A 13,513-nucleotide genomic window follows, 5' to 3' on the forward strand; every position below is an offset into this window, starting at 1 on the left:
TCTTACCAATCTTTGGGGTTAACAGCCAAGGATTAAATTAAGGTTGCCAAATCTGAAGGGGGGCTTTGTTGTTAAAAATTAGAGTCGTCAGTTTCTGAGGATTCTACAGGATCTTTAGCACTGACAGCATACTCTTTAGCCTTGATTGCAAAGGGAAAAGGTAACGGTAGAATAACGTCATTTGCAAAATAAGGCCAGCGACTTCTGAGAGAGTGGACAAAATGAGCTAGCTTGTCGCCCTTGATTTCTGGGTGATGAATCAGGGCAATTTCTAAGATTCTGGCTTTTCCAGCTTGCCTGCTGCCATTGTCAAGGCGAGACTGCCATGTGCGTAATATGTGCTTTTCAGTATTTAAAGGTTTTCTAACACTCAAGTAGAGCGATCGCTCTCCATCGTCACACACATTTTGCCATCGGTAAACACCACTGGTTCGACTACCGGGAGAATCTTTAACAATAGCAACTGGTACTTCACCATTCTCTGCAACTCGTAAGCGCACAACCCATAGGCGATTTATTTCTTCTTGTGAAAGGTGCTGTTTGAGCGTTTGTAATGGATCATTAGTTAGTAGATTTTGGTTTTGTAGCCAGTTCAGCATTTTACGGGCATTTTGTGCTTCTGCCATGAATAGCACACGTGGGGATTTTTTATCAGTAATTGGAGTATTTAAGCAATCTTGCAAACATTCAGTAACAAACTTATTGATCAGCCTTTGTTCTTTTGTCTGCTCCTTGCGCTTTTGTTCCTCGTTAAGTTCTTCATTACTTTCATCATCAGAGTTAGAATCCCAGTCTTCAGATGAAAGATGTGCAAGTCCAACAGGATAGGATACCCAACCTTCTTCATTAAATAAGTCAGGTGTTGTTAACTCTACTTTTGTTGTAAGTGGATTAACTCTAATCATCAAAACAACAGTTTTGGGAATATTTTCAGCATTTGTTTTGCGAGTGCGGCGTAGGACATAAAAGCACGTTAACCAAACATTAGGATCAATCCCATCTTTTTCAGGATTAATTAGAGGAGTGTCAGGTAAAATTCCAAATTGCCTTAGTAAGTCTGATACCGCTCGTTTCACTGCTTCTAAACCAGATTTTTTCAGCTTTTCCGGGTCTGCTTTAGTGGTTATTCGGTGGATGTGTTGATTGAGATAGCCTGCTTTCATTGCCCCAATCCTCCATGCCAGTTTGGGATCAGCTTCTGATATGAAAGGTTTAGGTCTAATTTCGATTAAAGCACCACTTAGTTCTTTAGTTTGGGGTAGAAATGCAGTAATCTTGTTAATGCGTTCTGCTAAGAAATCAGGGCGTTGCTGTTGATAAGTTTTCCTCACTTCAGAGAAATTTTTAATTTCTAAGTCTTGTGTGAGGTCGCCAACGTGTTGAGTCTTGATACACAAAGAACCGTGTAAACCTTGATATATGTTTTCTACTGTTGTGGGTGATAAATACAGTAACTGGCAAATTTCAGCAATCAGTGCATCACGACATTGTGGGGTTTCCCACAAAATAAGTATGATGCGAAGAGGATTTTCAGCTTCACGAAATACCGCAGCTACTGCTAATTTGGGTCGCAGCATTGGGGTGTGTGAATGATTTGGGTCGTCAGATTTCTTTGCTTTTTTAGGTTTATTAGATTGGTTTTCTTCGTCAGCAAGCAGAGGAACAATTTTCTTTTTGGGTTTTTCTGAAGGCCAGAAAATAAAAACGTTACCTGTCACCCTCTCTGCCTCACCCACTCTTTTAACAGGTAGACGTGCTTCAATAGCTTGATCTAAACTAGCCAAATCCTGTGGACTGACACCAGCGTAGCAGGGTGGATCTCCTAATTTAGAAGTGTAGGCGATCGCAGCTTGGATACCACTAGGAATTGTGTTGATACCTGACCAGTTGTGATTTGGGTTAGAAACGAAATTATTTGCGTCAGGAAGTTGAGAGTCATTGAGAGAAAAAAGATTGCTGATGGCTTGAGGCCATTTCACTTCCTTTCCATAACGGTTCATCATCAGTGGAATAAAGCAAAAGGGTTGGCGTTGGCCATCTAACCATCGACGGTTATCACCGATATGAGCTTTCACACCTGGGTAGGGTATATATTTCAGAGGTTGAGTTAACCAGCGTCGAACTGATAAATGATGATAGATAATCGGTTTTTCCCGCCAAGGGACTGTTTGCAAAACAAACTCAAGGACAAACGAAATATATGCTGTTTCTGTTGTTTCCTTTCCTTTAGTGACCGTAACTTCACTAGGAGGCCATGACATTAACTCAGCGCCTTGGAGGCTAACCACTCGGTAAAATGTCAATTGATACTGCTCATCGACACCAAAGGAAACTGTTGGCTTTTGAAGAAACTCTTTGGCAAGGTAATCTGGAATAGCTTGGTAAAGGTTGCCTGTTTCGACCCGATCTTGAGGATGGAGTAAATCATAAATTTTTGGATCTTCCCAGTGCCAATCATCATTATTCAGATTTGCAAGCTTTGACTCAACATCCTCTAAACAACTAAATTCTTCTATCAACCAATCTTTTATACAGTTACCCAAGTCAGAAAGGTCTGTGGTTGCTGTTGCTAACAACCAAGGTACATTGCCTTTCTGCCAGCCATTACGCATAGTCTTGATAATTTGAGGAAAGCTACCAACTATCAAAGGGTCGAGAGAATAAACTGGTACGGCTTGATAACGTTGACCTTTGAGTTTGGCACGCTGTTGAGCAAGGTTGTTGCCGACTTGTCTCCATGTAGTAGGAACATAAATTGCAGAGAGTTTGTATGTTGGATTCGTTGCAGTAAGTTCCCAAGCACCAGGACGAATAATTTTAGTCATAGTTTAAGTTTCTTTGTTTCATTTGTTGAAGTGCATTCAAAAAAGGGCCATAAAGCGATCGCGCCAGCACATCCTCACTTTCAATGTAGGGTTCCAGCACCTTGATGATGGCAACTAATAGTGAAGTGCTTTCGCTGTCTTGTTCGCCAATGGCTGAATTTGGGGCAAATTTCACATCGATAAAATAGACTACTGCTGGTACACCACCACGCACCAAACGCCCGATGATTTGCCAGATACTCACTAACTGAGTCCAGCAAAGTACTGATCGTTCATCTTTTGTTAGTTGTTTGAAAGACCACGCCGTGTAATTCAAATTGACCATCTCGGCAGCAGCATTCTGGTAGAATATATCTGCAACCTGAGTTAGGGTTAGGTTTCCCAAAGTTGATTGAGCTTCTTCGTAAAGGGTGGAGTCTTTTTCGTGTTTCAGCGCCCAAGCGTTGAGTTGCTGAACAGTAGATTGCCAGTTATCAGGTATTGGCATAGGTCTGTTGAGGAACAGGACTGCACCGAATGCAGCTTTGCCTTGAGCATTCAAGATGTTGTGACCCCGTTCTAAAGCCATCAAAGGAGCAACTACAATCTGGGTGGGTAAATGTTGTAAATTCCGAATTTCACTGCGAGGAATACCATGAAGATGAGCGGGAGCATTGTCGCGGCGGAGGGTAGCAATACCGTCATCGTTGATGTTTATGTCGAAGCGGTAGCGTGATTGTAAAATAGACGCTACCCATTCAGATTCTTCATAGCTACCCACAACAATCAAGATGCGATCGCGATCATTCCACCATTCAGGTTGCTGTTGTTTTCGCTGTGCTAAATCCTGAAATACGCGATCAAGAAAACTCTCTGCACCTCTTGCTGAGTGGCACATAGCCTCGACCATTTCTTTAGCAGCAAGTTTGCGTCTTGCAGGTGGCAATCCAGATAAAGCAATATAGTCAGCTTCTCGATTCTGTTTGGGACTAAAGAAAAATTGACTCTCAGCTATACCTGCCTCACCAGTTCTGGGTTGCAGCAACACGGTAGGTTTTATGCTGATGTGATAAGCTGGCGAACCAGGAGCGTAGCTAGTACCTGATATCAGAACAGTATGCGGGCCATCCCAATCATCAACTGCAAACAGTTTAGGGAAATTTAACAGTAAAGCACGACCTACGCCCACATAGCGGAAATAGTCCAGCTTGCCAGCATTTTTATTGCTACGTTCTTGCTTATATAAAAAGCCTAAAATATTTCCTACTGGCGATTCTGGTAAAACTGGGAGAAAATCTTTTGGTGGGCGATGCAAGAGGTCTTGGTTCAAGTCGTGCTGGTTAATAACCCGACCAAGATCGCTGAGATTATCAACTAAAAAACCTAGTCGGTTGTCGAGTATGGTAGTTAAAATCGCAAACTGGAGATTTTGGATTAGTTCCTCGAATTGAGCTTCATCTAGTAAGAAAATATTATGATTTTCTAACCATCTTTCGCACCACGGGGTAATTTCAGCTAATGCTTGACGGTCATTTTCCGCAGTCAGTATTGTCAATGCCAAATCTGAAAGTTCACCTCCACGACGGCGGTTAAGCGGATATTGCAAAAATCCGTCTAGTTCGTCCATCATTTGTTTGCGGCGGCGACGTTGTTCTGTAGGAGCCAAGTCTGCTTCAATGATGCGTTTACGCCGTTCTTCCATGATTTGTTGACGAGTTAGCTTTGGTTTCGCTGAAACAGTAATGTTGGGGGGATCAACAAGGTCACGGATAATCCGAGCAAATAGAGAACGACCTGTAAACGGAAGAGGCCCCAACCACGCAACCAGTTTAGAATGGGTGAGGAGTAGATGATAGATGCGGTTAGTAGCATTTTGGGTATGGTAATGTGCGCTTGTCCAAGCAACAAAGCGATCGCCTGCCATGTCACCGCGATCGGAATTGTAAATCGTGGCAAGATTTAGTCCGAGTTTATTTAAAAAAGACTTTCCAGAAGCATCAACTAAGACTTCATCAGGGGCAAACTCTTCATCAAATTGAATCTGCACGCGATCGGCTTCGTCAACAAAGAGATACTTGCATTCTCGATAAACAGCCTCAGCAAAGGTCAAGTCTTGTTCAAATCCTTGGCGGGGTACACGAGTATGAATGAAACTAGCAGGAGTGAAAATCCAGACTAAGGCTGTAGCAATATCATGTTCTAAATGGTGACGTGGACATTTGTAATAAAAGGGACAAGTGTATTGTTTATAATCACTTTCTTGAAAGTCTTCATCATCAGAATTATCATTTTCAACTACAGGAACTTTTTCATAAAGCTTGTGACACGGTTCATTGCCAAATTCCCACTTATCTTCTGATTGCACTAAAGCTAAAAGTGGGCAGACTGGACTAAACCAACGCCAAGCTGGATGCATCCCTCCCTTAGTAACTTCCTGACCCTCACTTTTGAGAATTGGTTCGTAGACTTTTGTCAATTGTTCTTGGCGCTTACTACCCAGCACTGGTGCAGCAGGAATTTCTAATTTGTGGCAAAACAAAGAAGCCAGACGTACTGCTGTAGCCACATCATTCACCATCAACCCGCAGCGATATCCCTGCTTGGCAAAGTAGTAAATCAGAATTTCCAACAGGGTAGACTTGCCCACATTCAAAAGCCCAACAATGTGGATCAGCCCCTCAAAATTCAGCTGATTACCTTGATGGAAATTATCTGATTCAGCATCGTATAGCTGGAAGAGAATGTTTTCCAAGCGGTTACGATAATTTTCTTGTTGCCCAAACTGGGACAATTTATCGTCCATTTCTTGGGCAGCTAGTATTAATTCCTCATGGGTGACACTACACAGTGGATTCTGCTGAGTGCGTGTGCGATGAAGGGATACCACAGATGAGGGTGCTATATTAGCAACTTTCTTGGGAATATCAATAGGAACTTCAACTGGAGAATTGCCTTTTTGGGAAATCTTCGCATACCACCGTCCCTCAGTTGCTAAGTTGACTTTTCGTTGTCTATGCTGTGGGGTTTTTAGTAAAGTTGGGCGATATATCTCCTCTAAACGAGTTGGGTAAATACTGGATGGAATAAGTTGAGGAACATTCCTTGCCTCTTCAAGGCTGTAGATTCTAATAATTTCAGGTAAGTTGATGTACTCTTGAAGAACTCGCAGCCATTGTCTGCCTTTGCGCTGAATCAGATAGAAACGAGCATTTTGTATAAGTTGCCAGTTGCGATCGCTTTGTAGTTGTTCAACTGGGAAGCGATATCCTTTCAGCAAAGCTTCCACAGAAGTTGCAGGTTCTTCTGGTGCTACTTCCTGAAGTAAGGTTAATCCCAATTCCACATCAGCAATGAGTTGGGCAAGACGCTTAATTTCCTGCTGACGTACCTTAGCATCTGCATTATTTAAACTAGATGCTATATACTCTTTTAATTCATCTGAGTTGCGGAGTTTTTTGCACAGATCCTTGCGCCAGCTAATAATCTCACGCATTATTTTTCTTCCCTAAAATTGCTTGAGCTTGAGTAATGATTTCGCTAAATAGGCGTAAGCGTACCCCCTCAAGTTTGGGTTCTAGTTGTTCGCGCACAACCTTTATCCGCAAAGAGTCTTCACGTTCATCTGGAAAAACTACAAAAGTTTCCGTTGCATCACGCCGATACTGCACCTTTTGCAAACGTTCCTCATCTACGGATGCCCAATCTTTGAGATCAATTGCCCAGCGAACTTTGCGCGGGAACTCTACGAGTAAGTCAAATTCATCTATAAAAGGCCAGAGAGTAACGCACAAACCCAACTTTGTCAGTTCTTCTTTAAGTTGAATTTCCCAAATTCCTGGCAGTGTGCCGTACAAATGCACGCCTGGCGTAACAGCTTTCCAATCCGCTGCTTTTTCTTTAGGAATAGGTGGCAATGGTTGAAGTTTTTTGATTGCACAAAGTCTTTCACACCAAGGGTTACGGCAGCTATAAGTACCATCAGGGCGTTGGCGTTGCACATACTTGCAGCGGGGACACAGATGATAGACTCTATCCTCTGCCAACTTATCCATATCGACATAGATTTCTAGCCGCGACAATAACTCGCGCAGTTGTCTGAGTTCGGGTAAACGTAGCTGTTGCCGATATTCTGAGTAATGAAGAGTGGGTTTAGTGATTATCAGTTGTCGAAAAGCGCAATAGGCATCGTTTAGCTGATTTCCCCGACAGTATTCCAGTACATCTTTCAGTACTGACTCTTCTACCTGCGCCACCACATCATTACCCGAAACTTGCCATTCTCTAGAAAAGTCGGAAACTACTCCGTCTTCTATAAGGCTGACATCTGGCGAAAGATATTTAATCTCTTGGGCTAGTTTCCAGGAAGTAATTGATGTTTCCGCCCAATCAAAAAATTGGGGTAGGTTCTCTGGGGCTTGTTCTCCCCGCAGCAACGAAGTTAAATACATACGGGACATACCAATGCGAAGCGCTTCTGGTACTTGACTTTGCTTTTCTAGTTCGAGTTTTTCCCACTGCACCACGCCAGTAGCTAAATACCGCAGAGTGTCTGTCACAGATATTTGTAGAGATGGTGTCTCTGATTCAGATTGAAGGAGGCGATAACTGCGGGCGCTGTGATCATCCCATTCAACGTCGATGCCGCGCATAGTCTGCAACCAACGCTGAACTGTTGCTTTTTGACGCGGTTGCATTCCGAGTTCTAGACACAACTCCTCCAAAGTTGGCCCCTGTTTATGGATGCTGAACCATTGCTGAAGTGTATCCAGAATTTTTTGTCGATGTTTAGTGATTTTCATTGTTCATCCTGCTATTTAGCAAGAAGTGTGACACCCACCAAACTTGCATGTCAATAAACTGTTTCTATGTTTCCACTAAGTTTCCAAAGTTTCAATTTTAGCAATATTGAATGGAAATCTCCGGAAATGTCCCTCAATACCCAACTAAGTACAAATCACCATAAAAATGAGTCAGATTCTGTTTTTTGTAGCTTGGGTTTTTTTCTTCAATCCAACTGCCAATTTGGATTTTTGACCTTTCTTAACGGGACTTAAACATTTTTGAGGGAAAAACAAGTCTCAAACCCATGTAGGGTAAGGGAAATACACCAAATGCTCAAAAATAGCCCAAACTCAGATATATTAAGAAATTAAGCAAAACGATGTCAAAGTCTTTCTGTATATAAATTTGAGGTTCTTTTTTGGGTGTTTTTTGTCTAAGTCCCATTAATGACGATGCGTACTAAGAGATAAAATTGCCCAGTTTATTTTGTGATTAATTCATTACCGATCCACTTGCACTCAGTATGACTGATAGGTATTAGGTCAGTCATGCATTTTTCAGCATAAATAGCTAGTTTTTGTTGCAAAAGCTCAAGATTATTTACCATTCAACAGTTATATAAAAAGCAAAAATAACCTGTAACAGAGAGGTTTGCAAAATCATGCGTACAAATACTGAATTGTGGAGTTCGACCCCTGATAAGTTCAGTGAAACGACGATGGCTTATTCTGACTTGACTAACGAAAATAATGACAGCTTAGAAGAAAATATACGCAACTCCATTTTCTCAGAAATAGGAGTTACAACAAAGGAATGTATATGGCAACAAGTGAGTCCTCTTTACGAACTGATGGTATCGAATTATTACACTTGTACCACCAGAATCCTTCTATTAAACTTCGTAATAAACTTGTACAGTTACATACTGGCTTAGTACGGAAGATGGCTCATAAATTCAGCCATCAATGTAATGAACCTTATGAAGATTTAGAACAAATCGGTTATTTTGGTTTGATTCGGGCAATTGAGCGCTTCGACCCTAGCCAAGGATATGCTTTTAGTTCCTTTGCTGTGCCATATATTCGCGGTGAGATGCTGCACTTTTTGCGCGATCGCAGTACTCTATTAAAAATTCCCCGTCGTTGGCAAGAATTATATAATGAAGGACAAAAGATTCGCAAGGACTTGTCAATCTCTTTAGGTCGCCCGCCCAAGGATGCTGAAATTGCCAGCCAACTTCGGGTATCTGTACAAGAGTGGCAGGAAACCAAGTTAGCTGCTCAAAACCGGATGCCCTTGAGTTTAGATGCAACCGCAGTTAACTATGTTGATTGCCAAATAACCTTGGGTGAGGCACTTCCTTGTCCTCGTTCTCATGTGCTTCTCCAACAAGAAGAAGAACGCCAACAACTCCAAGGCGCAATCAATATGTTGGAAGAAAAGCCCCGCATGGCAGTTGAAATGGTATTTTTGAAGGAACTTTCTCGCAAGGATGCTGCTAAAAATATTGGTACTAGTCCAATGACAGTAACGCGCTATCTCCAAAAGGGAATTCAAGATTTGATTTGTTATTTACAACCACAAGTAATGCCCACAGGATCTTGATGTCATTAGTCAATGGTCAGTGGTTAGTAGAAAAGCAACTGACAAATGACAAATGACTAATGACTAATGACTAAATTATCTAGATTTTAAATCAGCGATCGCACCTTTGGTCATGGCAGCAATAGCTTGATCTGTCGCTTTCGGTAAATGATAATATTTACCGCCGGCTGTTTGCGATAATTCTTTAGCAAAGCCCGTAGACACAAATTTACTTTCCGTATCAATTACTAATAGTTGCATCCCCAGAGCACGGATTCTCGCAGCAATTTCTAATAATTCTCCTTTGATATCTGGCTTTTCTCCTGGTTCTAGCTGTTCACCCAAAGAACGCGCTAAGGGAATATTACCCCGCCCATCGGTGATTGCGACAAGGACAACTTGTCCAATATCTCCACTCATCTGAGCATTTAAGCCGACGCGTACAGCTTGAGTTAAACCATGCGCTAAGGGCGAACCCCCACCACAGGGCAACCTTTCCAAACGGTTACGCGCCAAAGCAATAGAACGTGTTGGAGGCAATAATACCTCTGCCTGTTCTCCTCGAAAGGGAATTAATGCTATTTGGTCACGGTTTTGATAAGCTTCTGTCAACAGTTGCATCACCGCACCTTTAGCCGATTGCATTCGATTCAGGGCCATTGAGCCAGAAGCATCTACCACAAATACTACCAACGCCCCTGCTTTGCGTACCAGGCGTTTCGAGCGAATATCAGGCTGTTCGACAATAACTTTTCTATCTGGGTGTCTTTCTTTTCGTGCTTTTTGATATGGAGCCGCAGCTCTCAAGGTGGCATCTACTGCAATGCGTCGCGCTTTCCCCTTGGGCAACATTGGCTTAATGTAGCGTCCCCTGTCATCAGAAAAGATGACACTGCGACTACCAGATTTACCTTGCCGCTTCGCCGTTTGAGTAAAGTAAAGTACGCTGTCATCAAGAATTATCCCTTCCGGATTAAAAATGAATTCTTCCGGAATGCTAGGGGGTTCTTGCTCTTGATTTTCTTCCTGTTCTTCTTGTTCTTCCTCTTCTGATTCGTCCTGGGGTTCTTCTTGATTCTGTTGCGGCGGCGGTGGAGGCGGTGGCGGTGCTTGTTCGGGTGGTGGTGTCTGCACAACTGTGGCGCGTGGTACAATCACCAGTTCCACAGCACGGCGCAAATCTTCGGCATTAACTGTTGTTCGTCCCTCCAAAGCCGCAGCAGCTTTGGCAACCCGCGTGGCAAATAATTCGGCGCGATGTCCCTGAACTCCGCCGCGAATGGCCTCATCCACTAAGTAGGCAATTTGTTCATGGGTGATGATTACTTCTTTCAACCATTCCCGCGCCAAGATAATTTGGGTTTTGAGCGAGTCTAAATCTTCGTTGTACTGTTGGAGGAAGTCTTGGGGAGATTTAGAATAAGCGATCGCAACTTCAACTGCTGCTACTCTTTGATCTAAGCCGAGTACACCGTCAGCAGAGAGTGCGATCGCAATTCTATCTAGCAAATGCTCCCTTAATCCGCCTTCTTCTGGGTTGTAGGTGGCAATAAACAGGGATTTGCACGGATGTTGAAAACTAATCCCTTCCCGTTCAATCTGGTTGCGTCCTTCAGATAATACTGTTAGAAGCTGATTTGATATTTGGTCATCTAATAAATTAATTTCATCTACGTACAGTACACCCCGGTTTGCTGTAGCGAGTAATCCAGGCTGAAAAATCGTATCACCTTGTTTTACCGACTTTTCAACATCTACTGAACCTAATAGTCGGTCTTCGGTGATACCTAGAGGAATTTGCAAAAAAGGCGCGGGTATAATTTCGACGGGCACATCTTGAATGTCTTTTTCTGCATACTCCGCCAAAAGTTGATCGTCCCATTCTTCTGGGTGGTTGGGGTCGCAATTACTGATTGAGCCTTTGACAACTTCAATGGGCGGTAGTAAAGCGTGGATAGCACGAGCCATTACAGATTTTGCCGTACCGCGACGACCTGCGATCGCCACTCCTCCCAAACCAGGATCAACTGCGGCTAACAGTAAAGCTAATTTAATTGCTTCTTGACCAACTACGGCTGTCAAGGGAAAAGCAGTGATGGTGGGATTGATAGTAGGCGCAGGCATTGTTTGCTTTCTTAGCGAGTCTCGGCCTTTAGCATACCAATTTCTGACACATTTAGAATAGTGGGCGTTACGTCATCACATTTCCCTTGGGAGGAAGATTTATGAGTATTGCCCAGGCTAAACGCTTCACACTAACTGAATACCACAGGCTTGGAGAATTGGGCTTTTTCCATGAATATGACCACATTGAATTAATCAACGGGGAAATTATTGAAATGGCATCCAAAAGTACAGCCCATGAAACTTGTTTGCGAAACTTGTTGCGCGAACTTTCAAAAATTGTAGGTGATAGAGCAACTTTGCAATCTCAAGCTCCGATTGCTTTACTACCTAATAGCGAACCTGAACCGGATTTTGCTATTCTTCAAAACCGAGATGACAATTATCTTTCTGGTCATCCTCAACCTGCTGATGTGTTATTGGTGATGGAAGTTTCCGATTCTTCTTTGGGTTATGACCAAGATGTGAAAATACCTCTTTATGCTAAAGCAGGTATTGCTGATTATTGGATATTCAATTTATTCGATAATTATTTGGAAGTTTACAGTGAAGCATATCAGAATAATCAAGGCAAATATGGTTATTTAAATAAACAGATTATTTTATCAAATCAAGTCTTGAAGAAGAATTCAGAAGTCAGAATTCAGGCGTCAGAATCAATAGTGGGGGATTCAGACCTGTTTTGATAAATTTTCCTTGCTTCTCGGAATTATATCTTGATTTAGTGAGGATATTTCCTCCCAAGCTGATTTTTTAAACTTTGCTATAGCAATGAGATAAGATTCAGTCATAAGACCAAGGAGTAAGTTTTATGGCTTATAGTGATTTCAAACTTATTGAAGTTATTGATTCTTTTGGGTTAGTTATCCACGAGTCATCTGGATTATTTGCGACTGCGCAGGAGCAAGAAGGTAGTGATTTATTATCTACTATACTTAAAGAAAATGTTGATTTAGCGGTAGCGATAAGTTCAGAGAAAGCTCGAAGTGAAATGATAATTAGTCCAATTTTATTAGAAATTAGACGCAAATTTAATTATGAAATAAGTTTTTTTTCTGGAGTTGATTTTACTGTTGATAGCCAGCGAGGATTAAACGGCTTTTGTGATTTTATTTTGAGTCTTTCTTCGGAGCAGCTGCTTGTACGTAGTCCGGTGATTGTCTTAGTAGAAAGTAAAAATGAGAATTTGAGGTCTGGTTTAGCACAATGTATTGCTGAAATGGTAGCTGCCCAGTTATTTAATGAGAGAAGTGGAAATCAAATCAAAGCTATATATGGTGCTGTTACTATCGGTACTATCTGGCAATTTCTCAAGCTTGAAGGTAATGTAGTTTCGATTGATTTGAGTGAATATTATATTAAGGATATTAAGAGAATTTTAGGTATTTTGTATAGTGCGATCGCACAAAATAAGCCATAAATTATTTATTAGCTAAAATATTATTTAAATAAATGATAGTTTTGAAATCATACCATAGATGATTTTTCAAGTTGATGGATATGGGCGATCGCTTTTACGAATATTCATGAATAACTATATTGACATCTAGTATAAACTATGCAAATGTATATTTAACGACAGCAAAAGAATCGCACTCTAAAGTGCAAGTTTTTGGTGTTGTCTCAGCAGCAGAATTCCTAGTTTCCTGCCGAGCTTCGTGTCATCCCTTCGGCTGAATATGTCAGCCAAATGTCAGGTCAACTGATTGACTAGACTTTCAACGGCAAGGCAAGATATTTGGGTAAATTTTCAGGGGAAAGGATGACGCAAAACTTGGTAGGAAGCCAGGAATTCTACGGCTGAGACTTGAACCAAACAAAAGCGTAGATAGTGAATTTTTTATATAGGAAGATTAATTTTTGATTAATTCCCTCAATAAAAATTCGTTACCCCTAGTATGCCTAATATTCCAATGCTGTTCCAAACAATAAGCGAAATGGAACATCGAAAAAATGAATCTCAAACAAAAACGTAATAAGAAGCAGCAACTTATTGATTTGTATGGTTCTTACTGTTGGTGGTGTTGTCAAAACATCCCACAAAAAAATTTGACATTTGATCACCTTTTACCTAAGAGCCGTGGCGGTTCTAATTCTTTTGAAAACTTACGAGTTTCGTGCTTCCCATGTAACAATTCTCGTGGAAACAGTCTCTATCCGCCTCACCGCTTCAAGAATAACTGTTTCTAGGTAGCGTAGCATCTAAATTTTTGTAGGAT

At 41.7% G+C, this 13,513-nt stretch carries 8 protein-coding genes; 4 read left to right on the top strand and 4 right to left on the bottom strand.

The genetic code is table 11. The features are described 5' to 3' along the window. Positions 1-71: 71 nt before the first annotated feature. Genes HWQ40_RS13615 through HWQ40_RS13625 form a run of 3 tightly spaced genes read right to left on the bottom strand, consistent with a single transcriptional unit; the run spans position 72 to position 7,603 of the window. Positions 72-2,825, bottom strand: coding sequence for a DUF3962 domain-containing protein (locus HWQ40_RS13615; RefSeq protein ID WP_292778523.1), 2,754 nt, complete (start codon positions 2,823-2,825; stop codon positions 72-74). After that, positions 2,818-6,297, bottom strand: a complete 3,480-nt coding sequence (locus tag HWQ40_RS13620) for a hypothetical protein (RefSeq protein ID WP_292778525.1) — start codon at positions 6,295-6,297, stop codon at positions 2,818-2,820. The genes HWQ40_RS13615 and HWQ40_RS13620 overlap by 8 nt, the downstream gene beginning before the upstream one ends. After that, positions 6,290-7,603 (bottom strand): Fis family transcriptional regulator, encoded by a 1,314-nt coding sequence (locus HWQ40_RS13625; protein WP_292778527.1) that lies wholly within the window; start codon positions 7,601-7,603, stop codon positions 6,290-6,292. The genes HWQ40_RS13620 and HWQ40_RS13625 overlap by 8 nt, the downstream gene beginning before the upstream one ends. Before the next feature lie 802 nt (positions 7,604-8,405). Between HWQ40_RS13625 and HWQ40_RS13630 the strand changes: the two genes are divergently transcribed. Then, positions 8,406-9,191, top strand: a complete 786-nt coding sequence (locus tag HWQ40_RS13630; protein ID WP_229498888.1) for an RNA polymerase sigma factor SigF — start codon at positions 8,406-8,408, stop codon at positions 9,189-9,191. A gap of 75 nt (positions 9,192-9,266) precedes the next feature. Here HWQ40_RS13630 and bchD read toward each other — a convergent pair whose 3' ends face one another. Beyond that, the gene (gene bchD, locus HWQ40_RS13635) at positions 9,267-11,294 is read right to left on the bottom strand and encodes a magnesium chelatase ATPase subunit D (RefSeq protein WP_292778529.1); all 2,028 of its coding nucleotides are present in this window, start codon (positions 11,292-11,294) and stop codon (positions 9,267-9,269) included. Positions 11,295-11,395: 101 nt separating this feature from the next. On the opposite strand from bchD, the gene HWQ40_RS13640 reads away from it, so the two are divergent. From HWQ40_RS13640 to HWQ40_RS35635, 3 genes are all read left to right on the top strand, one after another. Continuing rightward, a complete protein-coding gene (locus HWQ40_RS13640) occupies positions 11,396-11,980 on the top strand; it encodes a Uma2 family endonuclease (protein WP_292778531.1) in 585 nt (194 codons plus the stop codon). A 125-nt stretch (positions 11,981-12,105) separates the two neighbouring features. Further along, entirely contained in the window at positions 12,106-12,714 is a 609-nt protein-coding gene (locus HWQ40_RS13645) for a hypothetical protein (protein WP_292778533.1), read from the top strand. Between the two features lie 533 nt (positions 12,715-13,247). Then, positions 13,248-13,484 (top strand): HNH endonuclease, encoded by a 237-nt coding sequence (locus HWQ40_RS35635; protein WP_366933984.1) that lies wholly within the window; start codon positions 13,248-13,250, stop codon positions 13,482-13,484. Positions 13,485-13,513: the final 29 nt, after the last annotated feature.

Origin of the sequence: Nostoc sp. NMS9 (assembly GCF_017114995.1) — a bacterium.
Lineage (GTDB): Bacteria > Cyanobacteriota > Cyanobacteriia > Cyanobacteriales > Nostocaceae > Nostoc.

Excerpts from the sequence above, each read along its gene's own strand:
- HWQ40_RS13615 (WP_292778523.1), bottom strand. The coding sequence starts at position 2,825 with ATGACTAAAATTATTCGTCCTGGTGCTTGGGAACTTACTGCAACGAAT.
- HWQ40_RS13620 (WP_292778525.1), bottom strand. The coding sequence starts at position 6,297 with ATGCGTGAGATTATTAGCTGGCGCAAGGATCTGTGCAAAAAACTCCGC.
- HWQ40_RS13625 (WP_292778527.1), bottom strand. The coding sequence starts at position 7,603 with ATGAAAATCACTAAACATCGACAAAAAATTCTGGATACACTTCAGCAA.
- HWQ40_RS13630 (WP_229498888.1), top strand. The coding sequence starts at position 8,406 with ATGGCAACAAGTGAGTCCTCTTTACGAACTGATGGTATCGAATTATTA.
- bchD (WP_292778529.1), bottom strand. The coding sequence starts at position 11,294 with ATGCCTGCGCCTACTATCAATCCCACCATCACTGCTTTTCCCTTGACA.
- HWQ40_RS13640 (WP_292778531.1), top strand. The coding sequence starts at position 11,396 with ATGAGTATTGCCCAGGCTAAACGCTTCACACTAACTGAATACCACAGG.
- HWQ40_RS13645 (WP_292778533.1), top strand. The coding sequence starts at position 12,106 with ATGGCTTATAGTGATTTCAAACTTATTGAAGTTATTGATTCTTTTGGG.
- HWQ40_RS35635 (WP_366933984.1), top strand. The coding sequence starts at position 13,248 with ATGAATCTCAAACAAAAACGTAATAAGAAGCAGCAACTTATTGATTTG.